Here is a 22,999-nt window from a genome sequence, read left to right as displayed (position 1 = left end):
GCTGCGGGAACGTTCCGGGCGGCCGGGACGGTGACGCGTGAACGCCGGGCCCGCGGACCTGCTGCGCCGCCTGTGCGACACCACCGCGGCCAGGCTCTCCGGCGCGGAGCTGCGCGAGCGGGTGAGGCAGGTGCGCGCCGGCCTCGACGCGCCGCTGCGGGTCGCGGTGGCGGGCGCGGTGAGCAGTGGCAAGTCGACGCTGGTGAACGCGCTGCTCGGCCTGCCCGTCGCCCCGGTGGACGCGGGCGAGTGCACCTTCGTGGTCACCCAGTACGAGTACGGCGAGGACGACGGCCACATCACGGTCGAACTCGCCGACGGCGGGGTGGCCCACTCCCGGCTGCTGCCGGGACACCGGCTCCCCGCCGAGTTCGGCGTCGACGTGGCCGCGATCCGGCGCCTGCGGGTCACGCTGGACCTGCCGTCGCTGCGCACGATCACCATCGTCGACACCCCCGGCATGAACACGGTGACGGCCGCCAACGAGCGGGCGGCCAGGAGCATGCTGTTCGGCTCGGGCGACGAGGACGACCGCGCGCAGGCGATGATCTACGTGCTGCGCTACGTCCAGAAGTTCGACGACACCACCCTCGCCGAGTTCCGCGGGCTCACCGACGCCTGCGGCATGAGCTGCGTCAACACCCTCGCCGTGCTCGGCCAGGTCGACCGGCGCGGCGACGAGGACGACCCGTGGCCGACCGCGAGGCGGCTCGCCGCCAAGGGCTACGCGGACCTGCGCACCTCCGTCTTCGACGTGGTCCCGGTGATCGGCCTGCTGGCCGAGACCGCGCGGGCCCGCCCGCTGGGCACCGAGGAGGCGGCGGCCCTGGCGGCGCTGGCCGGGCTCGACGAGGACGACCTGGAGGACTACCTCCTGGACCTGGACGACTTCCGCTCGGCGCCCGAGCTGCCCGTACCGGCCGAGGTGCGGCACCGGCTGGTGGAGCGGCTGCACCGCTACGGCATCACCAGCGCGGTGGAGGCGGTGCGCGCGGCCGGGACCGCCGACCCCGAGGCGCTCGCCGCCCACCTGCTGGAGCGTTCCGGCTACTCCTCGGCGGGCCGGGCCGCGACCGGCTCGGTGGCCGCGGGCATCGCCCACTTCGCCCGCCGCGCCGACCAGCTGAAGGCGCTCGACGCGCTGACCAGGCTGCGCGCGATCGCCCGCACGCCCGCGCTGGGGGCCGACCGCGCCACCCTGGACGCGCTGGCGGCCCAGCTCGACGAGAACCGGCCGATCGCGACCTCCCTGGGCGGCCTGCGGATCTTCACCGCCGCCGAGGCGCTCGGCCGCGGCACGCTCGTGCTGAACGAGGAGATGACCGCGGAGCTGCTGCGCCTGGCCCGCCACGACGAGCCCGCCGAGCAGCTCGGCCTGCCTGCGGGGGCCGCGCCCGCGGAGATCGCCGCCGCGGCCACGGCGGCGTCGATGCGCTGGCGCACCCTCGCCATGATGAGCGAGGGCAGGACCGGCGGGCAGCGGGCCAGGGACGTGCTGACGGTCCTGGAGGACCTCGTCTCGGCGGCGCTGGACGAGGTGGCACCGGAGAAGGCCGCTCCGGAGGCGGCGGCACCGGACGGGACCGCGCGGGACGGGCGAACGTCCTTCGCCGGTGGCGGGGGCGGCGAACCGCTCCCCCGGGTCCGGGTGGACCCCGCCGCGATCGAGGCGCTGCGGGCCTCTCCCATGGTCCCCGCCGACGACCGGCGGGCGCTGGAACTCCTGCTCGCCGGGTCCGAGCTGGCCACCCAGCTCGGAGCGCCGCCCGGGACCCCGCGCGCCGAGGTCGCGGGCTACGCCGCCGCCCTGGGCGCCCGGTTCCGCACCCTCACCCACCGGCCGCTCTCCCTGCGGCAGCGGCGGGCCGCCGAGACGCTGTGCGAGGCGTACGAGACCATCTGGGCGCACTACGGCGACGGTTCCTGAGACGGCACACCCCCCGCGACACCCGACCATCCCCGACAGGAGAAAAGGACCGACCATGACGACCCCCGACCCGACCGGCCCCGTGGCCAGGCTGCTGCGCTACGCCAACGAGGTCCACGCGCTGGCCGGGCAGTGCGGCAGGAAGGACCTCGCGGAGGTGCTGGCCGCGTGCGCGGGCCGCTGGAAGGACGAGTGCACCGACATCGTGGTCGCCGGGGCGCAGAAGCGCGGCAAGAGCCGGCTGCTCAACACGCTGGTGGCCCACCCCGACCTGCTCCCCGTCGACGCCGACGTCGCCACCAACTGCTTCCTGTCGCTGCGGCGCGGCCCCCGGCTCGCCGCCGTCGTGCACCGCAGTACCGACGCGGGGCCGGTCCAGACGCCGATCACCGTCGAGTCGATCCCCGACTACGCCTCGATGCGCGGCGACGCGGGCAAGCGCCGCGACGTCGTCAGCGTGGACATCACCCTCGACAACCCGCTGCTCGACGGTCTGCGGCTGCTCGACACCCCCGGCGTGGACAGCCTGACGGTGGGCCACCGGCAGGTGACGGTGGCCATGCTGCAGCGGGCCGACGCGCTGCTGTTCACGCTCAGCGCCCAGGACCAGCCGGTGCTCAGGCACGAGCTGGAGTTCCTCGCCGAGGCCGCCGAGCGGGTCCAGGCGATCGCGTTCGTCCTGACGAAGGTGGAGGACTCGGCCAACTGGCGCGCCCTGCAGGAGGAGAACCAGGCCCGGCTGAGGACCTTCGTCACCGAGGCGATCGCGGCGAGTCCCGGCAGGGCGGCGACGCTGGCCCCGCTCCTGGAGGCGCCGTGGATCCCGGTGAGCGCCAAGCTCGCCGAGGCCGCCGAGGCCAAGCGGCGCGAGGGGCGCACCGAACGCGCCGACACCCTGCGGGCGCGCAGCGGCATGGACGTGCTGGAGCGGCACCTGCGCGGCTTCGCCGAGGGCAGGGACTCCGCGCGGGGCGCCACCGTGGTCGCCGCCGCGCTGTCGGTGCTGGGCTCGCTGGCGACCGGCGCCAAGGACGACGTCGCCGTGGGCTCCGGCGACGAGGGCGACGTCACCGCCCGGCTCGCCGAGGTGGACGCCGGTCTGGCGGAGCTCACCGCGCTGGCGGGGCGCCGCAGGGCGGGCGCGGTGGCCAACACCTTCCTCGGGCGCGAGGTGGCGGGCATCGTGGCGGCGCGGGTGTCGGAGATCCGCCAGCCGTACGAGAACACGATCGCCACGCTGAAGAAGCAGGCCCAGATCGACCAGTACATGGCGGAGCTGCCGGAGAGCGTGCAGCGCTCCCTGGAGGCGGCGTGGTCGCAGATCGTCTACGACGTGGAGACGCTGGCCAGGACCACGCTGGACGCCTTCGCCCGCGACCTCGGCCTCGACCCGGTGGACCTGGCCACCGACGGTCGCGCGATGCCCAGCCTGACGCAGATCCAGGTCAGGGGCGACCAGGCCGCAGACGACCCGGGCAGCGTGGACCTGATCCGGGACGTGCTGCCCTCGGCCTCGATCGGGCTGTCCCTGGGCGGCTTCGCCACGGCCCTGCTCGGCCCGGTGGGCTTCATCCTGGTCGCCCCGGCCATCGGGGCGGCCATCTTCATGGGACGCCGCTCGATGGAGAAGGTGCAGCGCAGCCAGGCGGCGATCAGGGGGGCGCTGCGCGACCAGTTCTCGGTGATCGCCAGGGAGATGACGCTCGACCTGGAGCGGATGGTGGCGACCTGGCGGGTGGGCGTCGAGCAGACCGCGGACGAGAGCCTGGCACGGCGCCGCAGGGAGCTGGAGACCCGGCGGGCCGAGCTGAAGTCCGCCTCCGCCCGCTCGGCCGCCGACCGTCTCAAGGCTCGCAAGTCGGGCGAGGACCGCATCGCCGCGATCGGCACCCTCACCACGCGCGGCCAGGAGCTCCGCGCGGAACTCGCCGCCGCGGTGGCCGCACTGGGCGCGGAACGACCGATGCCCGCCGTGACGACCTGACCGGAGACCGGGACGGAGGCGTGACGCGTCCGTGGAACCGTCACGGCCCCCCGCCCCCGGCGGGGGCCGTGAACGGTCAGAGCGGCAGGTGCACCAGGGTGGCGGGCCGGTCGCGGGTGGCGCCGGTCGCGTCGGCGGGGCGGTGCAGGCAGAGCAGGCCCGTGGGAACCCGGGCGGCCGGCTCGAACGTCCCCGGCGTGCGGTGCACCTCCCGCGCCCCGCCGGGGGTGACGTGCAGCAGCCTGCTGCGGCCCGCGTCCCGCATGGTCATCCACATCGAGTCGCCGTCGGCGACGAACCTGGGGCGCTCCCAGCGGTGCCGCGAGGTGAGGTGACCGGCCAGCGTCGCCGACTGCTTGCCCATCAGGAACTCCAGCGTCTGGGAACGCTGGTCGAAGATCCCGACCGACCAGCCCCTGGCCGGGCTCACCTGGTCGACGCCGACCGCGTAGATCTGGCGGCCGGCGGGGAACCAGCGCAGCGCGCCGCCCCGGGGGCGCGGCATGACCAGTCTGGTCCTGCCGTCCGCGGTGTCGGCCTCCAGCCCCGCCGAGCCGGAGGTGAACCACCTGCCCTGGTGCAGGACCACCTGATGCAGCCAGCTCCGCCCCGGCTCGCGCACCGTCGGGCGCACGACGCCGCCGGGGTCGACCAGGCACAGTACCTGCCACGGCCTGAAGTCCTGGTGCCGGTTCTGGAACATCGGCTTGTTGCCGCCGAACTGCCCGAGCACCACGGTGCAGCCCGGCGCGCCCACCGAGGACGAAGGCTCGGTGCCGCTGGGGGCCTCCTGGTCGAGCAGCCGGCGCAGCCTGTTGTCCTCGTTGAGGAACCACCGGGCGTACGGGCCCAGCTCGCGCGGCTGGGGGGCCTGGAAGGCGAAGGTCCCGGCCAGGTCGAGCTCGATCATGGCCAGGTGGCCGGTCTCCCCCCAGGGCAGGCCCATCGCGGTGTCGACGGGGACGGCCTGCCGGGGCTGGAAGAAGACCCACGCCGTACGGCCATGGGCGATCACGGTCGGGTCGCCCCACATCCGCAGCGGGTGGGTGGCGCGGACGGCCAGGTCGGGGGTGAGGGTGCGGACCAGCACCTGCGCGGGCCCCACCTGTTCCACGGCGACGACGCCCTCTCCGGACGCGGCCCACTCCACGAGCCTGCCGAAGCGGAGCTCCCGGTCGTGGCGGCCGCCGATCCCGTCGAGCCTGCGCAGGAGGTGGCCGTTGTCGAAGGCCTGGTGGACGAAGACCCGGCCCGCCTCGGCACGCGCCTCCAGCACGGCGTCCGTGACCTTCTCGATCCCCTGGACCGTGGGCCCGCCCGCAGCACCCGCAGCACCCCCAGGGCCCGCAGCACCCCCAGGGCCCCCGGCGCCCCCTGGGCCCCCTGACGGGCCGGTGGGGACCCGGTGGCCGCCGGTGGCACCGTCCTCGGGACCGGTGAGCATCCGGTGGTCCCCGGTGGCACCGCCCGCAGGACCGGTGAAGGCCCGCGGGCCGGGGACCGGCGCGCCGGGAGGCCGGTGGCCCCCGGCGGGGCCGCCCGCGGGGACCGGGGAGCCCGCCGCGGGGCCGGTGAAGGCCCGCTGCCCCGTACCGGAGACCCGCCCGGTGCCGGGAGCGCCGGAAGTGCCGGTGGGCACCGGGTGGCCGCCGGTGGCGGGAGCGGGTCCCCGGCCGGGCTCGCGGTGCTCGACCTTGAGCTTCCAGGCCAGTTGCGCGGCGCCGTAGGCGACCACGATCTTCGGGTCGTCGTAGGTTTTGACCCGCTCGCCGAAGCGCTCGCGGACGGCCTTCTGGACCAGCGGCATCCTGCTGGGCCCGCCGGTCATGAACACCGCGGCCAGGTCGTCCGACTCGACCCCCGCGCCGCGGATCGTCTCGTCGAGGATGTCGACCGTCCTGACGATCTCCTCGCCGATGAGGTCCTCCAGGTCGGCCCTGGTGATGTGCACGTCCTCGTTGATGCCCACCACGTAGTGGGAGGAGGTGTCGAACTTCGACAGCGTCTCCTTCGCCTCCCTGGCCATCTTGAGCAGGTCGGCGGCGTAGCTGACGTAGCGGCGCTCGGGGTTGGTGGTCACCTGCTGCCACCAGTCGGCGTCGAGCCGCTCGATCTGGGCGCCGAGGAACGCGAACACCTGCTCGTCGAACCCCTCGCCGCCGATCTCGTCACTGCCTCCCGGCTCGCCGACGACCGCGAAGTCGCCGCCGTCCACGGTGAGCACGGCCGCGTCGAACGTGCCGCCGCCGAGGTCGTAGACGGCCAGGCGCGATCCGCCGGTCGCCCGCCCCGCGGACGCGAAGTAGCGGGCCGAGGCCACCGGCTCGTCGATGAGCGCGATCCGCACGCCGCTGACGACCTTCCTCGCCGCCGCCAGCAGCACCGCCTTGCGGTCGGCGCCCCAGGCCACCGGGTGGGTCAGCGCGATGCAGTCGGGTTCGGCGCCGTCGAACCGCCGCCGCCCCTCGCTGACGAACAGTTCGAGCAGCGCCGCCAGGGCGTCGGCCACGTCCACCGGGACGCCGCCGAGCAGCATCCGGCCCCGGCCGACGTAGCGTTTGGGGTTGCGCTCGACGCGCTCGGGACTGATCGCGATGCCCCGCTGGGCGATCCTGCCCGCCACGAGCGTCCCCCGCTCGTCCAGCATGACGGCGGAGGGGATGCGCCGCTCTCCCTCGACCTCCAGGACGTCGAAGCGCCCTTCCGCCGCCATCACCCCGGCGGAGAAGCTCGTCCCCAGATCGACACCGAGGCACCACTGCGCCATGTCCACTCCTCGAAGATCAGGACCCATCATCCCGCGTCCGGCGACCACGGCCAGGGCGCGGGCCGGAGCGCCGGTACCGATCCAGGACCCGGAGCGTCGGCGGCAGCCGGGACAGGCGCGGGAGCGTCCTCATCATCTCGCGCCCGCGCCGGTGCCGTCTCCACGGCTCACGATTCCGCCGCACGGGGAAGCCACATGGGAAGCCGCGCGGGAACAGGCCCCCGGCCGGGACGCGGGTGACCGTCCTCGCGGGGGCGGGTCAGCCGCCGGTGGCGCCGTCGGGGCGGACGGCCAGGGCGGCGAGGACCCGGGCGAAGTCCGGCGGGGGCGCGACCACCAGCCGGGTCTGCCCGTCCTGGCTGACCAGGTCGGCCCTGATCAGGGAGAGGCGGCCGCCGTGCCACCAGTAGACCTGCGGGCTGAGGGCGCCGGCGCGCCTGTCGAACTCCCGCTGGGCGAACAGCCGCAGCCGCTCGATCGCGCGGACCACGCCGATGCCCTCGACCGGGTGGACGATCAGCGTCGCCGGGTCGGGCAGGGCGACGAGGACCCCGTCGGAGGGAACCGGCAGGTAGTCGCCCAGCCTGCGCAGGTGGGCGGCGGCGCCCTCGGTGGGGCCGGTCAGCCTGCGGACCGCCACACCGCCGAGGTCACCCTCCGTGACCGAGAGCCGCTCCTCCCGGTTGGTGTTGTCCAGGGCCAGGTCGAGCGCCTGGCCCGCGGTGATCGGCCAGCAGCCGACCTCCTCGGGGCGGACCGTGCGCCCGGCGGAGGCGTCGCCGACGGTGAGCACCTCGACCAGGTCGGCGGTGAGGTGGCGCCCAACCACGCGGGCCGGGTCGAGGTCGTCGTCGAGCTGGATGCGGGTCCGCAGCATCGGGCGCACCTGCTCCAGGTCGCAGGCGTCGAACGGCTCGTCCGCCGTGGCCAGGGTGTGGGACAGGTGCTCGGAGACGAGGACGGGCCAGTCCTCGCGGGAGCGCCGGAGCGCCTCGGCGCGCAGCCCGGTGAGCCGTACCACGACCCGGCGCGGGCCGGTGAGCGTCAGGGCCGCGCCGCCGGGGTCGAAGGCGCAGGAATAGCCGAGATTGTCGGCGACCAGGGCGAGCAGGGAGTCGAGATCGACCTCTTCGACCGGACGCGGGGGCGTCTCGGTTCGCCGGTTACGGTGCCGCCGGAACAATCTCACGCGTGCGTCCCCTCTGCCGGTTTCCTCCTAGGTTCGCACCTAGCGTGCCTGGTCGGCGCCCCCTGTTGAGTAGGTCAGAGAGCACGATTTTGCATCAATAGCACCAAGTGCCCCGAGCAATACAGAAAACTGTGGCTTTCCATGCCCTATCGGAAGCCCCGCGATAACCGGTACGCCGAGCGGCGCGAGCAGCTCCTCCAGCACCGGGTAGGGGTCGCCGCAGCCGACCCAGGACCCCAGGACGAACCCGGCGGCCCCGTCGAGCGCCCCCGCCTGCAGCAACTGGGTGAGCATCCTGTCGATCCGGTACGGCGCCTCGGTGACGTCCTCCAGCAGCACGATCCGGCCCCGCGCCGACAGCGCGTACGGCGTGCCGCAGAGCGCGGCCAGCAGGCTGAGGTTACCGCCGGTGACCGGCGCCGTGACGTCGCCTGGAACGATCACCCGGTCGCCGCCGATCGCCGGCGGGGATCCGGCGAGGGCGGCCGTGAAGTTCTCGAAGGTGCGCGGCTCGGGCCCCTCGGGGTCGCTGATCGTGGAGCAGGCCGGCATCGGCCCGAACCAGGAGGCGACGCCCAGCTCCACGGCGAACGCGCTGTGCAGGGCGGTGACGTCGCTGGAGCCGACCAGCGCCTTGGGGCCGGCGGCCCGCATGGCGTCCCAGTCGAGGCGGCCGAGCTGGCCGAGGAGGCGGGTGGCGCCGTAGCCGCCGCGGGCGCAGAACACCGCGCTCACCGCGGGATCGCACCAGGCGTCCCGCAGATCGGCGGCGCGGCCGGCGTCCGAGCCCGCCAGGTAGCGATCCCTGTCGAGGACGTGGGCACCGACGACGACCTTCAGCCCAAGCCCCTCCAGGACGCGGATGCCGCGCGCCAGCCGCTCGGAATCGGGAGGTCCGGACGGGGCGACCACCGCCACCGTGTCGCCCGGACGCGGCGGAGGCGGGACCGGTATCCCGGCAGCCGGTTCGTTCACTCCGCAAACGGTGCCACACTGGGCTTTCATATGCGACCTCCGCCCCACATCCTGGTGGTCAACGGCATCAAGGTCCGCAGGCCGGTGTTCGTGCTCGCCGCCCCGCACTCCGGCGCGGATCTGCTGGCCCGCGCCCTGAAACGCTCCCCCGGATTCCACGTCACCATGGGGCGGGCGGCGGTGGCGCACGTCGTCTACGCCTTCGCCCGGCGGCCCTCGATCGCGGGACGGGGCATGGGCGCGACCCGCGTGCTCCGCGACGCCATGGCCGAGTCCTGGCAGATCGTCCCGGGCGCCTGCCAGGAGTGCCCGGCCACCTGCCGGGAGGCGGGCGGCGTGACCGGGGCGGGGCCCTGCGTGGCCTCGGGCTCCGTGGCCCGCTTCGGCGACGCCAGCCCCGACCTCCTCTACAGCGCCTCGGTGCTTCTGCAGGCCTTCCCCGACGCCCGTTTCGTCCAGCTCATCAGGGACGGCCGCGACGTGGCCGCCGACATGCTGGCCGACCCCGCGTCCCTGACGTGGTTCAAGCCGGCCATGCTGAGCGACGAGACGGAGTTCCCCAACCCGTTCCTCGGCGTCAACTCCGGCGAGCACCGCGAGCGCTGGAAGGCGATGCCCACGGCGGGCAAGTGCGCGCTGCGCTGGCGCAGCGCGGTGCGGCTGTCGGCCTCGCTCCACCAGGAACTGCCCCGGGAGCAGTTGCTGACCCTGCGCTACGAGGACCTGGTCTCCTCCCCCGCCGAGGCCCTGGACGGGCTCTCCCGCTTCCTGGAGACCCGGGTCCCCAAGATCGCCCTGCTGGGCCCGAGCGTGCCGAAGGTCGGCGTCTGGCGCACCCGCCTGCGCGGCCAGGACTCCGAGCTGGTGGCCAAGGTCGCCCGCGAGGAGCTCACCCGCCTGGGCTACGCCACCTCGTCCTGACGCCGGTCCGCGCCACCGTCCGGGTCTCTCGGGGCCCCTTCACGAGGTCTCGCCGGGGGACGCGGGGTCACCAGTTCGCGATCTCGAACGTCGCGCCGGGCCGGATGTCCCCCCGCGGGGCGGGCCTGCCGGCCGCGACGGCCGTGGAACCGGCGCCGGCGCCGGCCCGCAGCGTGACCAGGATCGTCTCCCAGGTGCCGTCCGCCGACCACCGGCGGTGCCGGTTGTAGACGGTCTTCCAGTTGCCGTACGTCTCCGGCAGCTTGCGCCAGGGGCAGCCGGTCCTGGTGCGGAAGAACACCCCGTCGATGATCGTGCGGTGATCGGCCCACCGGTTTCCCCGCCGGGCGTGAGCGGGCAGCAACGGCGCCAGCCGTCCCCACTCGTCGTCGGTCAGGTCATCGCGTTTCAACCGGTCGTCCACGTCCCCATGATCTAACACCATTCGCCCCGGAAGATCCACTCGCGGGCGCGCCGCCGGGCGTCAGGAGGCCTGGCTGAACTGGGTCCGGTAGAGCTCGGCGTAGACCTCCCCCCTGGCCAGCAGCTCCTCGTGGCGGCCCCGCTCGACCACCCGGCCGTCCTGGACCACCAGGATCTGGTCGGCCTCGCGGATCGTGGACAGCCGGTGGGCGATGACCAGCGAGGTGCGCCCGGCCAGCGCGACCTTCAGCGCCTGCTGGACGGCGGCCTCGGACTCGGAGTCGAGGTGCGCGGTGGCCTCGTCGAGGACCACCACGCGGGGCGCCTTGAGCAGCAGCCTCGCCAGGGCCAGCCGCTGCTTCTCGCCACCGGACAGCCGGTGGCCGCGGTCGCCCACCACGGTGTCCAGGCCGTCGGGGAGGCCCAGGACCAGGTCGGAGATCTGGGCGGCGCGCAGGGCGTCCCAGATCTCCTCGTCACCGGCCTCCGGCCTGGCGTAGCGGAGGTTGGCCCCGATGGTGTCGTGGAACAGGTGGGCGTCCTGCATGACGACTCCCACGGTCTCGCGCAGGGAGGCCAGGGTGGCGTCGCGCACGTCCAGGCCGTTGACGCGGACCGCGCCCTCGCCGACGTCGTAGAGACGGGAGACCAGGCCGGTGATGGTGGTCTTCCCCGCGCCCGAGGGGCCGACCAGGGCGACCATCTCGCCGGGGCGGGCGGTGAAGGTGACGCCGCGCAGCACCTCGTGGCCCGGCCCGGTGTCGGGGCGGGCCACCGCCTCCAGCGAGGCCAGCGACACCTCCGAGGCCGACGGGTATCCGAACCGGACGTCGTCGAACTCCACGGAGGCCGGGCCCTCGGGAACGGGCCGGGCGCCGGGCCTCTCGGCGATCATGGGCCGCAGGTCGAGGACCTCGAAGACCCGGTCGAAGCTCACCAGCGCGGTCATCACGTCCACGTGCACGTTCGACAGGCTCGTCAGGGGGCCGTACAGGCGCATCAGGAGGGCGGCGAGCGCCACCAGGGTACCGAGCTCGAAGACGTCGGAGACGGCCAGCACGCCGCCCACGCCGTACACCAGGGCGGTGGCCAGCGCGGCGACCAGGCCGAGCGCGACGCGGAAGACCGTCCCGTACATGCCGACGGTGACGCCGACGTCGCGCACCCGCCCCGCCCTGTCGCCGAAGGCGGCGGCCTCGTCGGCCGGGCGGCCGTACAGCTTGGCGACCATGGCCCCGGCGACGTTGAACCGCTCGGTCATCATGGTGCTCATCTCGGCGTCGAGCTCCATCTGCTCGCGGGTGAGCCCGGACATCTTCCTGCCGACCCACTTCGCCGGGAAGATGAAGATCGGCAGCAGCACGAGGGCGACGACGGTGATCTGCCAGGAGAGCACCAGCATGGCGCCGAGCACCAGCACCAGCATGACCACGTTGGACACAACCGACGACAGGGTGCTGGTCAGGGCGCGCTGGGCGCCGATGACGTCGGTGTTGAGCCGGGAGACCAGGGCGCCGGTCTGGGTGCGGGTGAAGAAGGCCACCGGCATGCGCTGGACGTGGTCGAAGACCTCGGTGCGCAGGTTGTAGATGAGGCCCTCGCCGATCCGCGCGGAGAACCAGCGCTGGGCCAGGGTGAGCGCCCCGTCGGCGACCGCCAGGCCCGCGATGACGAGCGCGAGGGCGATCACCACTTCCCTGCGCTTGGCGATGATGCCGTCGTCGATGATCGCCTTCATCAGCAGCGGGTTGGCGATCACGATGACCGAGCCGACCACGACCAGCGCGAGGAAGGCGGCGATGTGCCGCGAGAAGGGCTGTGCGTAGCGGGCGATGCGTCTGACCGTGCCCGGCGCGAGACGCTGCTTGGTCACCGACCTGTCCCGCCGGAACGACAGCATCGCCTGGGGACCGAGGCCCCCACCCATCATCGCCATACGGCCTCCTCTCCCGATGCGAGCACCGGGAGAGGCACGATCATTCCCCTGTCAGCTTCGGGCGAACACCACGGGAGGGCCGCTGGGACGGACCCGGCGACGGGCCGTGCGACGGGCCCTGTGACGGTCTTGCGCGAACCACGTGCCACGAGCGGGACGGCCTATCCGAAAAGCGCCTTGACGCGCCCCGCCTGCTCGCGCGCCTCGGCCGCGCACTGCTCCTCCAGCGTGCGCCCCGAAGCACCCTGAAGCAGCCGCTTGGTCGCCGTCGCGGCGTCGCGGTCGGTCGCCAGCAGCGCGTCGGTCAGGTCGCGTACGGCCTGCGTCAGCTCCTCCGGCGCGACGACCAGCTCGGCCAGGCCGATCCTCGCCGCCTCCTGCGCCCCCACGACGCGGGCGGTCAGGCAGATCTCGATGGCCCTGGACAGGCCCACCAGGTCGACCAGCGGCTTGGTGCCGGTCAGGTCAGGGACCAGCCCGAGGGCCGGCTCCTTCATGCACAGTTTGGCGTCGTCCGCCAGGACCCGCAGGTCACAGGCGAGCGCCAGCTGGAATCCCGCACCGACCGCGTGGCCCTGAACAGCTGCCACGGAGACGATGTCGGGACGCCTCAGCCAGAGGAAACCCCGTTGGGCCTGCGCCACCCGCTCGGCGAAAGCAGCCTCGTCGAGTGTCGCGGAGGACGCGAACGACCCCTGCCCGGGAACCCCCTCCGGGGTGAACATCCTCAGATCAATCCCCGCCGAGAAGGACGGCCCCTCACCTCTGATCACGACGACCCTCACCTGCTGCGGCAGGCCGTCACCGATATGAGCCAGAGCCGACCAGGTGGCGAACGTCTGAGCGTTCCGCTTCTCCGGACGGTCCAGCGTGATCGTCGCGATCTCGCCGTCCACCTCATAGCGCAGACCGACCTCCTCGAGAGAGATCTCCTCCGCACTCCCCCCGAACGCCACTTCCGCCATCGCCTGTTCTCCCACCTTCGGTGTCCGCCTCGCCCGAGCCTATCGATTCCCCAGAATGAGGTTCTACAGGTCCGGGCGGGGACGGCTTCAGAGTGGGGGACGAGCGGCTGCGGTCGCGCGTTCCGAGGCGGGGTCAGCGCTTGGACTTGCCTCGGGTGGCGCCACCGCGCCCGCGCAGAGTCACGCCGGACTCGCTCAGGATGCGGTGGATGAACCCGTACGACCTGCCGGTCGAAGCGGCCAGGGCACGGATGCTTTCACCCGCGCTGTAGCGCTTCTTGAGATCGGAGGCCAGTTTTTCACGATCGGCCCCGGTAACCCGGGTGCCCTTCTTCAGAGTCTCGGCCACGAGTACCTCCTGTAGTGCCAGACTTCCGCAGCGTTACACACGCCATGATCAGTCATTTCAGCGAGATCGGCTACCTACTCCACGGGAAAAGATCCGTACCCGCTCAAATTAAGATCAGGCAAGTGCCACAAGATCGGAAAATTCGTCGCTCCACGCGTCTTCAACTCCGTCAGGCAGCAAGATCACCCTATCGGGTCGTAGAGCCTCTACAGCACCCTCATCATGCGTGACAAGCACAATCGCCCCAGAATAGGACGTTAGCGCCGAAAGAACTTGTTCCCTGCTGGCCGGATCGAGGTTGTTCGTGGGCTCGTCCAGGAGGAGGACGTTGGCCGCGGACAGCACCAGCGTGGCCAGCGCCAGCCGCGTCTTCTCCCCGCCCGACAGCACCCCCGCGGGCTTGTCGACGTCGTCGCCGGTGAACAGGAACGAGCCCAGGACCTTGCGCAGCTCCACGTCGGGCAACTCCCCCCCGGCCGAGCGCATGTTCTCCAGCACGGTCCGCTCGGGGTCGATCGTCTCGTGCTCCTGCGCGTAGTAGCCCAGTTTGAGCCCGTGTCCCGGCTTGACCGCGCCGGTGTCGGGCTCCTCGATGCCACCCAGGATGCGCAGGAGCGTGGTCTTCCCCGCGCCGTTCAGGCCCAGGATGACGACCCTGCTCCCCCTGTCGACGGCGGCGTCGACGTCGGTGAAGACCTCCAGGGAGCCGTACGACTTCGACAGCCCCTCCGCCATGATCGGGGTGCGCCCGCACGGGGCGGGCTGGGGGAAGCGCAGCTTGGCGACCTTGTCGCTGCGCCGCTCCACCTCCAGGCCGGACAGCAGGCGCTCGGCGCGGCGCTGCATGTCCTGCGCGGCCTTGGCCTTGGTGGCCTTGGCGCGCATCTTGTCGGCCTGCGACATCAGGGCCGAGGCCTGCTTCTCGGCGTTGGCGCGCTCGCGCCTCCTGCGCTTCTCGTCGGTCTCGCGCTGGGCCAGATAGGCCTTCCAGCCGACGTTGTAGGTGTCGATCACCGCACGGTTGGCGTCGAGGTGCAGGACGCGGTTTACCGTCGCTTCAAGAAGCGTGACGTCGTGGCTAATAATGATCAAGCCGCCCTGGTGAGATCGTAAAAAATCACGAAGCCACCCGATTGAGTCCGCATCTAGGTGGTTTGTCGGCTCGTCAAGAAGGAGAGTCTCCGCCCCGCTGAAGAGGATCCTGGCCAGTTCCACCCGCCTGCGCTGCCCTCCGGAGAGGGTCTCCAGCGGCTGGCCGAGCACCCGGTCGGGCAACCCCAGGCTGGAGGCGATGGAGGCGGCCTCCGACTCGGCGGCGTACCCGCCCAGGACGTGCAGCCGGTCCTCCAGGCGCCCGTAGGCGCGGACCGCGCGGTCTCTGGTGCGGTCGTCGGCCGAGGACATGCCGGCCTCGGCCTCGCGCAGCTCGCGCAGCACCTGGTCGAGCCCCCGGGCCGAGAGGATGCGGTCACGGGCGAGCACGTGCAGGTCGCCGGTGCGCGGGTCCTGCGGCAGGTAGCCGACCTCGCCGCTGATGGAGACCGTGCCCGAGGCGGCCGACCCCTCTCCGGCGAGCACGCGGGTCAGCGTGGTCTTCCCGGCCCCGTTCCGTCCGACGAGCCCGATCTTGTCACCGGGGTTCACCCGGAAGGACGCGCCCTCGATGAGCAGCCGGGCCCCGGCCCGCAATTCGATGTCAGAAGCTACGATCATGGTTGGAGAACACTCCCAGCAGGAAATACACAGGCTCACTTCACTGTGGCCGAACCCGCCGCGCCCTGTGTCTCCCGGCTCTCGGCTCGGCCGTCTCGCCTTCATCGGGACGACGGTCAATCGGGAGTGCGCATACCGATCAGTGTACGGCGCGACACCGGGCGGCTTCTCCACGTTTTGTCGAGCCCCGCCCGCCCGGGACCCGCGCACGCGGGCGCCCGCCACGCGAACCCCGGCCGCCCGGCCCCCGGCGCGCGCAGGCGCTCACGCGGGCCCCGCCCCGCGAACCCCGGTCACACAGGCCCTTGCGCACGGGACCCGCTCACCGGCGACCCGGTCATCCCGGATCGCTCACCCTGATGCGGACCGCGCGGAACTGGGCGGGGGTGTCCCTGAGAATCACCAGCCGCGGGTCGGGGACCGTCAGGAAGGGCTCGGCCTCCAGCGCGAAGACCGGCGCGAGCCTGCGGTCGGGCCGCAGCGCGTCGACCGCGCGCCGGTCGCCGCCCAGCACGACCGCCTCCAGTTCGTCCACGTGCGGGCCCAGGACGCGCAGCGCCACCTCGGCCGCCGCCTCGTGCGCCTGGTCCACCTGCTTCTCCCTGCGCCGGGCGAAGCGCCGCTGGGACCAGCCGCCCGCCGCGCTGCGCCCGTGGACCTGCCGCGAGCCCACCTTGGAGGAGAGCAGCTCCGCGCCCTGGAAGATCCCCGCCGCGTGGCCGCCCAGCCGTACCAGCAGCACGCCGATCCTGCGCTCGGTGCGCACGTGGGTGACCAGGCGCGCCATCGGGCCGCCCCCCGAGGAGGTCAGCGGCGGGAACGGCACCTGGCACTCGGCGACCGCGCCGTCCGCGCCCTCCAGGCGTACGACGGAGGCCGAGGCCGTCACGCTCGGCGGGCCGTGCCGGTCGACGAAGCCGTCGATCCAGCGGTTCAGGCGCTCGGGCGCCACGGAGACCCAGCGGCCTCCCCCCTTGGCGGGTCGCGACGTCATGGAACGCGACACTACCGGCTGACCTCGCCGGACACACGATCTCACTGGTCAAGCCCAACGAATGGCGAAATATCGGTGAACATCACAGCGCGTTACTTCTGTGACGGTAGAGAATGCCCCATGCTCGGAATGTGACGACCAGAGCGCGAGCCGTCCCGCAGGCCTCCGCGGCAGGCGTGGGTGTCACGCCTGTCGTCGATCTCGACACCGGGGGCGTCATCGCCTTCCAGGCGGACGGCGAGGGACGCGGGAACATCTCCTCCACCGTCCAGACGGTGCGCGACGTCGCCGCGGGCGAGGCCCTCCTCCCCCTGGTGCTCACCCTGCCGACGGCCGCGGTGATCGGCGGCTCGGCCGCGCTCGCACCGCTGCACGAGGCCCTGCGCGCGTCAGGCCGGCGGCCTCGCGAGGTGATCCTCACCGTACGGGGCGACTTCGCCCAGTTCGAGCGCCGCTCCCTGCTCACCGGGCTGGACGGCCTGCGCGCCATCGGCTACCTCATCGCGGTCGGCGACCTGGGCACCGGGCACGTCCCGCTGGACCTGCTCGCCGACGCGGCACCGTACCTGGCAGTGATCTCGCGGGACCTGATCGACCAGGTGCCCGGCGACCCGCGCCGCGCCGCGATCGGGGAGGGCCTGGCGCGGCTCGCGCGGGGAACGGGGGCGCACGTGCTCGCCCCGGGGGTGAGGGACGAGGCGCAGCTCGCCACGATCCGCGGCTGGGGAGTGCGGCTGGCCCAGGGCCCGCTGCTGGTCCCCGGCCCGTCGGGACGTGTGCACGTGCCGCTCCCGGTCGTCGAGCAGGAGCCCTCGCGGCTCCTGCTCGGTCCCCGCGTCCACGAGTTCCTGCTGCCCGCGGTGACCCTCCCCTACGAGGCCACCGCCGAGGCCGCGATCGACGCCTTCGGCAGCGAGCCGTCCATCACCAGCGTGATCCTCGTCGACGAGTACCAGCGTCCCAGGGGCAGCCTCGACCGCAGCCGCTTCCTGCTGTCGATCGCCGGGCGCTTCGGTCACGCCCTGCACGGCAAGAAGGCCGCCGGACGGCTGGCCGACCCCGCGCGCACGGTTCCCAAGACCACCCCCGCCATAGCGGCCATGCAGGTCGCGGGCCGCGACGCCGAGCGCGTCTACGACGACCTGGTCGTCACCGACGAGGTCGGCCGCTGCATGGGCGTCGTCCGGGTCGCCGACCTGATCCGCCAGGTGGCGGCCATGCAGCGCTGAGGGCTTCTTCACCCGCCGCCTTCGCCCTTCGACGGGACGGTCCGTTTCATCCTGCCGGGCGCCATCGCCTTTACGTTGTAGATTCGAATATCCGCCGCGCCGGCACCGCGCCCCTTGGCAGACGCGCATGATCACGGTAGGAAGGGCACAGGGGCGAGACGACGAGGGGCGACAAGGGGCACGGAATGGACGATCGCGGACCTCGGGTCGGGCGGCGGGGGCTGCTCGGGGCGGGGCTCCTGGCCGGGGCCGGAGCCGCGCTGTCCGGATGCACCCCCGGCGCCGCTCCCGCCGCCCCCGCCGCCCCTGCCGCCCCGCAGCCCCCGCCGTTCGACCCCGCCAGCTGGGAGTCGGTGCGGGCCCAGTTCCCGCTCGACCCCTCCTACGCGCAGTTCGCCGCCTACGTCCTCGCCTCCCACCCGGCCCAGGTGCGGCGGGCAATCGAGGAGCACCGGCGCGGCCTCGACACCGACACCGACGCCTACCTGCACGGCGAGGACAGGGAGGGGACGGTGCGCGAGGCCGCCGCCGCCTACCTGGGCGCCGACGCCCCCGACGTCGCCCTCACCGACAGCACCACGATGGGCCTGGGCCTGCTCTACAGCGGCATGCGGCTGCTCCCCGGCCAGGACGTGCTCACCACCGAGCACGACTTCTTCGCCACCCACGAGAGCCTGCGGCTGCTCGCCGCCAGGACCGGCGCCAAGGTCCGCAGGGTCGGCCTGTACGACGACCCGGCCAAGGCCTCCGCCGACGAGATCGTCTCCCGGCTGAAGGCCGCGCTCACGCCGAGGACCCGGGTGGTGGCGATCACCTGGGTGCACTCGGGCACCGGGGTGCGGATGCCGGTCAGGGCGATCGCCGACATGGTCGCCGAGGCCAACCGCTCCAGGGACGCCGGGGACCGGGCGCTGCTGTGCGTGGACGGGGTGCACGGTTTCGGCGCGATGGCCGACGGGGTGGAGGAGCTGGGCTGCGACTTCCTGGCCAGCGGCACCCACAAGTGGCTGTTCGGCCCCCGGGGCACCGGCATCCTGTGGGGCAGGGGGCAGGCCTGGGGCGCGCTGCTGCCGGTGATCGCGAGCTTCTCCAACGTGACCGTCGATCCGGGGACCGGCGACGAGCCGTACGGCCCCGGCGGGCTGCTGCACACCCCCGGCGGCTACCACAGCTTCGAGCACCGCTGGGCGCTGAGCGAGGCGTTCGCCTTCCACCGGGCGATCGGCAAGGAGCGGGTGGCGGCCAGGATCACCGAGCAGGCCACCCGGCTCAAGGCGGGGCTCGCGGGCCTGCCCAACGTGCGGCTGATCACCCCGGTCTCCGCCGAGCTGTCGGCCGGGCTGGTCTGCTGCGTGGTCAACGGCATGGACGCCCCCACCGCGGTGGGCAGGCTCCGCCGCGACCACCGGATCGTCACCAGCGCCACCCCGTACCAGGACGTCTACCTGCGCTTCGGTACCGGGATCGTCACCACCCCCGAACAGGTGGACCAGGCGGTGAAGGCCGTCGCCGCCCTCAGGTGACGTATGGTACGAGTTAGGTTTACCTAACTTGGACCCCACGGAGTGACACATGGCAGACGAGAAGGCCGGGCGCCGCACGCCGAAGGTGACGAGCGGCCTGGTCCGGCGGGTCGAGCGGCTCACCCCCCACATGATCCGGGTGGTGCTCGGCGGCGAGGGTCTCGCCGGTTTCCGCGCGGACGAGTACACCGACCACTACGTCAAGCTGCTGTTCGCCCCGGCCGGGGTGAGCTACCCCCGGCCGTTCGACATGGAGGCGATCCGCCGCGACCTGCCCCGCGAGCAGTGGCCCACCACCCGCACCTACACCGTCCGCCGCTGGGACGCCGACGCGGGCGAGCTGACGATCGACTTCGTCCACCACGGCGACAGCGGTCTGGCGGGGCCGTGGGCCGACCGGGTCCGGCCGGGCGAGGAGGTCCACTTCTTCGGCCCCGGCGGCGCGTACGCGCCCGACCCCGAGGCCGGCTGGCACCTGTTCGCGGGAGACGAGAGCGCGCTGCCCGCCATCGCCGTCGCCCTGGAGAACCTCCCCGCCGGGGCGCCGGCCTGGGCCTTCATCGAGGTCGAGGGCCCCGAGGAGGAGCAGAAGATCGACTCCCCCGGTGACGCGCGGATCGTCTGGCTGCACCGCGGGGGCGCCCCGTACGGCGAGCTGCTGGTCAGGGCGGTCCGCGAGCTCGACTTCCCCGACGGCGACGTGCACGCCTTCGTCCACGGCGAGGCGGGCTTCGTCCGCGACCTCAGGCGCCACCTGCGCGCCGAGCGCGGCATCCCGCTGGCGAGACTCTCCATCTCGGGCTACTGGCGCCTGGGCCGCGACGACGAGGCCTGGCGCTCCTCCAAGCGCGAGTGGAACGAGCAGATCGAAGCCGAAGAGGCCGCGACGCTCTCCTCCTGACCGCGGGTCCGGCCGGGCGGAAAGGTCCGCTCCTTCGGCCCCGGCGGCGAGCCGCCCCGGAGCCACGGGAACGCGGGGCGGGCCCGCAGTGGCACCCGGGGCGCCGGGGGCTACAGGCAGGGGCGGCGGGCGAGGGCGCGGCTCAGAGACGGCAGGCGAAGATGGCGGTCACCAGGATGGCCTTGGCCCCCATCTCCCAGAGCTGGTCCATGATCTGCTGGTGCCCCTTGCGCGGGACCATGGCCCGGACCGCGACCCAGCCCTCCCGGTGCAGCGGGGAGACCGTCGGCCCCTCCATGCCGGGGGTGAGGGCGATGGCCTCCTCGATCCGCTCGGCGCGGATGTCGTAGTCCATCATCACGTAGTCGCGCGCCACCAGCACGCCCTGCAGGCGGCGGATGAGCTGCCGCAGGCCCGGGGTCTCCTCGGCGCCGACCCCCTTGATCAGCACACCCTCGGAGCGGGTGATCGGCTCGCCGAACACCTCCAGGCCGATGTTGCGCAGCGTGGTGCCGGTCTCCACGACGTCGGCCACGGCGTCGGCCACGCCCAGCCGGATGGCGGTCTCGACCGCGCCGTCCAGCTTGATCACCCGGGCCTCGACGCCCTGCTCGGCGAGGTAGGTCTCCAGCAGCCCCGCGTAGGCGGTGGCGACGCGCCTGCCCTTGAGGTCGGCGACGGAGTCGAAGTCGCCGGGGTTGGCGGCGAAGCGGAAGGTGGAGCGGCCGAAGCCGAGCGGGATGATCTCCTCGACCCGCGCCCCGGAGTCGTGGAGCATGTCGCGGCCGGTGATCCCGGCGTCCAGGGTGCCCTCACCGACGTAGACGGCGATGTCCTTGGGCCGCAGGAAGAACAGCTCGCAGGAGTTCTCCGGGTCGGCGACCACGAGCTCCTTGCTGTCCTTGCGGACGCGGTATCCGGCTTCCTTGAGGATCGTCTGGGCACCCTCGGTGAGGGCGCCCTTGTTGGGTACGGCGAGACGGAGCATGGCGGGCTTCCTTACAGGTGGACGGGATTGCCTACGAGAACCGGAGCCGGGCGCACCGGCTCACAGATGCTTGTAGACCTCGTCCAGTCCGATCCCCTTGGCGATCATGAGGACCTGCACGTGGTAGAGGAGCTGGGAGATCTCCTCGGCCGCCCGCTCGTTCGACTCGTGCTCGGCCGCCATCCAGCTCTCGGCGGCCTCCTCCACGACCTTCTTGCCGATGGCATGGACCCCGGCGTCCAGCGCGGCCACGGTGCCCGAGCCCTCGGGCCGGGTGCGCGCCTTGTCGGACAGCTCGGCGTACAGCTCTTCGAAGGTCTTCATCGGATACCTCTAGCGTCAATACCCCCGCCTTCAGGCGGGGGAGGAAACGCGGCACGGTGCCGCGTTTCTGGGTGGGTGGTGTAGCCGTAGCCATCGGCTCGCTGGAGCAGGCGTACGTGGCGGTGGCTGATGCCCTGCACGAGGCCTTGCCGGGTAGTGATATTGAAACTACCGGTGCCGCGGACCGCGACGCGGCCAAGGTGGACTCCGGCCTTCTTACCGCTCGGTACGACGGCACGGACCAGGTCGCCGGTGGCGAACCCCTTGACCTGCTTGGTCAGGGGTAGCCGTAACCGAGGAAAGCCATAGCGGTCGGCGCGGGTGCGGGCGTAGGTGCCGCGCCCGGTCGTCTTGACCCCCAGGATTCTGCAAGGCCAAACGGTGACGTTCTCCAAGGGACCGACGTGCAGCGCGTCCAACGTGTGCGACTTGGCGGCACCGGTGCGAGACCGGTTCCACTTCGTGCGACCACCGGAGGCGGTATGAACGGACAGACCAGTCGTTTCCAGGGTCCGCCACAGCGCCCACCGGGTGGCGTTGACCGCCGCCGCGTCCCGCAGCGGAGCCTTCGCCTGCTTGAGGATCCTCGCGAGCAGTGCGGACCTGCCCTTGAGGAACACCTCTATCGGCGTCGCGTTCTTGGCCTGGTTACACCGGATGCATGCCAGGACGAGGTTGCTGATCCGGTCGGAGCCACCCCGGCTGCGCGGGTGGATGTGGTCGAGGTTGAGCGGCACGCCACTCGCACCGCAGTACGCGCACGCCCGCCCCCATGCCGCGAGCAGGTATTCGCGGACCTCGTACCCGGCGAGGGTGCCCTGCTGGTACTCCACCCCTTCCAGTGGTCTGCCCGCGCTGAGGGCGTGGGTGTCGAACGCCACCCGCTCGACGTACACAGCACGCACCGGCGCCCACCGGGTGAGCCGCACCACCCACGACAAGGTGGTGTCAACGCGGTGGCGTAGCGACGGCGCGAGCCACCCCCGGGGTTTGGTCCGGTTGAGGAACCGAGGGGCGCGGTGACGCAGGTTGCGTGACCTGCGGCCCCCACGTAGCGCGGCCCGCGCGCTGAGCTTGTCTCGGATCGCTCCGCCTCGGCGGTCGAGTTGAATCGCATATCTCCCTGTCCGGCTTCCACCGTGGTCGGTGAATATCGCCAGGCCGGTGTGCTTGCTGCCAGGGTCGATGCCTACCCCCACGCCCTCGATGGTCGAGGTCGCCGCATCGCGGTCTTTGAGACGAATGACGAACGGTGTGTGGCGGTGAACCACCGCCCGGTCAGCCGCCAGTAGGCGGCGGGCACGAGCAGGGTGACACGGGTCAAGCGGATGACCGTGGCGATCAAGGACGAACACGGCTGGGTGAACCTCACGGTTCGCTCCCTCGAAAGCCGAAGCTTTCTCAGGGTGACGCCGGTGCGGCGGTGCGGCCGGACCGGTCTCCCCTCGCCCATGGTGAACACCAGATACCGCCGCGAGGCGGTGTCCGTGAGCCGTTTCGTGCCCACCCTCGGGCGTGTCTGCTCCCACGGATTCGAGAGCTTGGAGCTGAGGAAGCACCCCAAGGTCGGTCTGCGGTCTTATGTTCAACGTAGCCATCTGGATCACACCTCCAGTTCGTGACGGCTAGGGCTGGTCAACGCGGGGCTTCGAAGCGCATCGCCGCGCCTCAAGCCCCCTCCTTCAGGAGGGGGTCGTTGACGATCTCTCTCGGCGTCGTCGGATGTGCCCGTCAAGCCTAACGGCCCATCCGACCCCACAGCGTGCAAGTTCACGCTCTGGGACGCGAGCCGTCCGGTCGTCGCCCCCACTACACCGAGCCGGACAGCCCACCGTGAGCAGCGCGGCGGTACAGAGAAGCCGGCTCCCGCGAGCCGTGGTGCGCGATCAGG

At 72.6% G+C, this 22,999-nt stretch carries 18 protein-coding genes; 6 read left to right on the top strand and 12 right to left on the bottom strand.

What is annotated here, in order from left to right:
- The first annotated feature begins 37 nt into the window (after nucleotides 1-37).
- Nucleotides 38-1,927 (top strand): dynamin family protein, encoded by a 1,890-nt coding sequence (locus tag ACTOQ2_RS08695; RefSeq protein WP_440099165.1) that lies wholly within the window; start codon nucleotides 38-40, stop codon nucleotides 1,925-1,927.
- Nucleotides 1,928-1,982: 55 nt separating this feature from the next.
- Entirely contained in the window at nucleotides 1,983-3,911 is a 1,929-nt protein-coding gene (locus ACTOQ2_RS08690; RefSeq protein WP_440099164.1) for a dynamin family protein, read from the top strand.
- Nucleotides 3,912-3,987: 76 nt separating this feature from the next.
- Here the strand turns inward: ACTOQ2_RS08690 and ACTOQ2_RS08685 are convergent, their stop codons facing one another.
- The 3 genes from ACTOQ2_RS08685 to ACTOQ2_RS08675 form a co-directional block, all read right to left on the bottom strand.
- Nucleotides 3,988-6,678: an Hsp70 family protein gene (locus ACTOQ2_RS08685; RefSeq protein WP_440099163.1), complete on the bottom strand. Its 2,691-nt coding sequence runs from the start codon at nucleotides 6,676-6,678 to the stop codon at nucleotides 3,988-3,990.
- Between the two features lie 259 nt (nucleotides 6,679-6,937).
- A complete protein-coding gene (locus ACTOQ2_RS08680) occupies nucleotides 6,938-7,867 on the bottom strand; it encodes a hypothetical protein (protein ID WP_440099162.1) in 930 nt (309 codons plus the stop codon).
- Nucleotides 7,868-7,906: 39 nt separating this feature from the next.
- Nucleotides 7,907-8,842 (bottom strand): S66 peptidase family protein, encoded by a 936-nt coding sequence (locus ACTOQ2_RS08675; RefSeq protein ID WP_440099161.1) that lies wholly within the window; start codon nucleotides 8,840-8,842, stop codon nucleotides 7,907-7,909.
- Between the two features lie 30 nt (nucleotides 8,843-8,872).
- On the opposite strand from ACTOQ2_RS08675, the gene ACTOQ2_RS08670 reads away from it, so the two are divergent.
- On the top strand, nucleotides 8,873-9,763 hold the full coding sequence (locus tag ACTOQ2_RS08670) for a sulfotransferase family protein (RefSeq protein WP_440066072.1): 891 nt from the start codon (nucleotides 8,873-8,875) through the stop codon (nucleotides 9,761-9,763).
- Nucleotides 9,764-9,830: 67 nt separating this feature from the next.
- Here ACTOQ2_RS08670 and ACTOQ2_RS08665 read toward each other — a convergent pair whose 3' ends face one another.
- The 6 genes from ACTOQ2_RS08665 to ACTOQ2_RS08640 form a co-directional block, all read right to left on the bottom strand.
- The gene (locus ACTOQ2_RS08665; RefSeq protein WP_440099160.1) at nucleotides 9,831-10,187 is read right to left on the bottom strand and encodes a transposase; all 357 of its coding nucleotides are present in this window, start codon (nucleotides 10,185-10,187) and stop codon (nucleotides 9,831-9,833) included.
- 60 nt (nucleotides 10,188-10,247) lie between these two features.
- Nucleotides 10,248-12,122: an ABC transporter ATP-binding protein gene (locus ACTOQ2_RS08660; protein ID WP_440099159.1), complete on the bottom strand. Its 1,875-nt coding sequence runs from the start codon at nucleotides 12,120-12,122 to the stop codon at nucleotides 10,248-10,250.
- A gap of 161 nt (nucleotides 12,123-12,283) precedes the next feature.
- Nucleotides 12,284-13,087 (bottom strand): enoyl-CoA hydratase/isomerase family protein, encoded by an 804-nt coding sequence (locus tag ACTOQ2_RS08655; protein ID WP_440084964.1) that lies wholly within the window; start codon nucleotides 13,085-13,087, stop codon nucleotides 12,284-12,286.
- 133 nt (nucleotides 13,088-13,220) lie between these two features.
- Nucleotides 13,221-13,436: a helix-turn-helix domain-containing protein gene (locus tag ACTOQ2_RS08650; RefSeq protein ID WP_030904785.1), complete on the bottom strand. Its 216-nt coding sequence runs from the start codon at nucleotides 13,434-13,436 to the stop codon at nucleotides 13,221-13,223.
- Between the two features lie 114 nt (nucleotides 13,437-13,550).
- The gene (locus ACTOQ2_RS08645) at nucleotides 13,551-15,149 is read right to left on the bottom strand and encodes an ABC-F family ATP-binding cassette domain-containing protein (RefSeq protein WP_362685863.1); all 1,599 of its coding nucleotides are present in this window, start codon (nucleotides 15,147-15,149) and stop codon (nucleotides 13,551-13,553) included.
- A 337-nt stretch (nucleotides 15,150-15,486) separates the two neighbouring features.
- A complete protein-coding gene (locus ACTOQ2_RS08640) occupies nucleotides 15,487-16,143 on the bottom strand; it encodes an acVLRF1 family peptidyl-tRNA hydrolase (protein ID WP_440099158.1) in 657 nt (218 codons plus the stop codon).
- A 131-nt stretch (nucleotides 16,144-16,274) separates the two neighbouring features.
- Here ACTOQ2_RS08640 and ACTOQ2_RS08635 point away from each other — a divergent pair, with 131 nt between their 5' ends.
- From ACTOQ2_RS08635 to ACTOQ2_RS08625, 3 genes are all read left to right on the top strand, one after another.
- Entirely contained in the window at nucleotides 16,275-17,372 is a 1,098-nt protein-coding gene (locus ACTOQ2_RS08635) for an EAL domain-containing protein (protein WP_440099157.1), read from the top strand.
- 185 nt (nucleotides 17,373-17,557) lie between these two features.
- A complete protein-coding gene (locus ACTOQ2_RS08630) occupies nucleotides 17,558-18,895 on the top strand; it encodes an aminotransferase class V-fold PLP-dependent enzyme (protein WP_440099156.1) in 1,338 nt (445 codons plus the stop codon).
- Nucleotides 18,896-18,944: 49 nt separating this feature from the next.
- On the top strand, nucleotides 18,945-19,796 hold the full coding sequence (locus ACTOQ2_RS08625) for a siderophore-interacting protein (RefSeq protein ID WP_440099155.1): 852 nt from the start codon (nucleotides 18,945-18,947) through the stop codon (nucleotides 19,794-19,796).
- A 142-nt stretch (nucleotides 19,797-19,938) separates the two neighbouring features.
- Here the strand turns inward: ACTOQ2_RS08625 and hisG are convergent, their stop codons facing one another.
- The 3 genes from hisG to iscB are packed head-to-tail and all read right to left on the bottom strand — an operon-like array spanning nucleotide 19,939 to nucleotide 22,706.
- Nucleotides 19,939-20,784, bottom strand: coding sequence for an ATP phosphoribosyltransferase (hisG, locus tag ACTOQ2_RS08620; protein WP_440066064.1), 846 nt, complete (start codon nucleotides 20,782-20,784; stop codon nucleotides 19,939-19,941).
- A gap of 60 nt (nucleotides 20,785-20,844) precedes the next feature.
- Complete coding sequence (locus tag ACTOQ2_RS08615; protein ID WP_012892448.1) at nucleotides 20,845-21,108, bottom strand: phosphoribosyl-ATP diphosphatase; 264 nt, start codon at nucleotides 21,106-21,108, stop codon at nucleotides 20,845-20,847.
- A complete protein-coding gene (gene iscB, locus ACTOQ2_RS08610; protein WP_440099154.1) occupies nucleotides 21,105-22,706 on the bottom strand; it encodes an RNA-guided endonuclease IscB in 1,602 nt (533 codons plus the stop codon). Before iscB ends, ACTOQ2_RS08615 begins: the two co-directional genes overlap by 4 nt.
- Between the last annotated feature and the right edge of the window lie 293 nt (nucleotides 22,707-22,999).

This window comes from Streptosporangium sp. H16 (genome assembly GCF_051918855.1).
Lineage (GTDB): Bacteria > Actinomycetota > Actinomycetes > Streptosporangiales > Streptosporangiaceae > Streptosporangium.
This window is presented reverse-complemented; position numbering and strand designations above follow the sequence as displayed.

Coding starts and splice junctions, on each gene's coding strand:
- ACTOQ2_RS08690 (WP_440099164.1), top strand. CDS start 1,983: ATGACGACCCCCGACCCGACCGGCCCCGTGGCCAGGCTGCTGCGCTAC.
- ACTOQ2_RS08685 (WP_440099163.1), bottom strand. CDS start 6,678: ATGGCGCAGTGGTGCCTCGGTGTCGATCTGGGGACGAGCTTCTCCGCC.
- ACTOQ2_RS08670 (WP_440066072.1), top strand. CDS start 8,873: ATGCGACCTCCGCCCCACATCCTGGTGGTCAACGGCATCAAGGTCCGC.
- ACTOQ2_RS08660 (WP_440099159.1), bottom strand. CDS start 12,122: ATGGCGATGATGGGTGGGGGCCTCGGTCCCCAGGCGATGCTGTCGTTC.
- ACTOQ2_RS08655 (WP_440084964.1), bottom strand. CDS start 13,087: ATGGCGGAAGTGGCGTTCGGGGGGAGTGCGGAGGAGATCTCTCTCGAG.
- ACTOQ2_RS08645 (WP_362685863.1), bottom strand. CDS start 15,149: ATGATCGTAGCTTCTGACATCGAATTGCGGGCCGGGGCCCGGCTGCTC.
- ACTOQ2_RS08640 (WP_440099158.1), bottom strand. CDS start 16,143: ATGACGTCGCGACCCGCCAAGGGGGGAGGCCGCTGGGTCTCCGTGGCG.
- ACTOQ2_RS08630 (WP_440099156.1), top strand. CDS start 17,558: ATGGACGATCGCGGACCTCGGGTCGGGCGGCGGGGGCTGCTCGGGGCG.
- ACTOQ2_RS08625 (WP_440099155.1), top strand. CDS start 18,945: ATGGCAGACGAGAAGGCCGGGCGCCGCACGCCGAAGGTGACGAGCGGC.
- hisG (WP_440066064.1), bottom strand. CDS start 20,784: ATGCTCCGTCTCGCCGTACCCAACAAGGGCGCCCTCACCGAGGGTGCC.
- ACTOQ2_RS08615 (WP_012892448.1), bottom strand. CDS start 21,108: ATGAAGACCTTCGAAGAGCTGTACGCCGAGCTGTCCGACAAGGCGCGC.
- iscB (WP_440099154.1), bottom strand. CDS start 22,706: ATGGCTACGTTGAACATAAGACCGCAGACCGACCTTGGGGTGCTTCCT.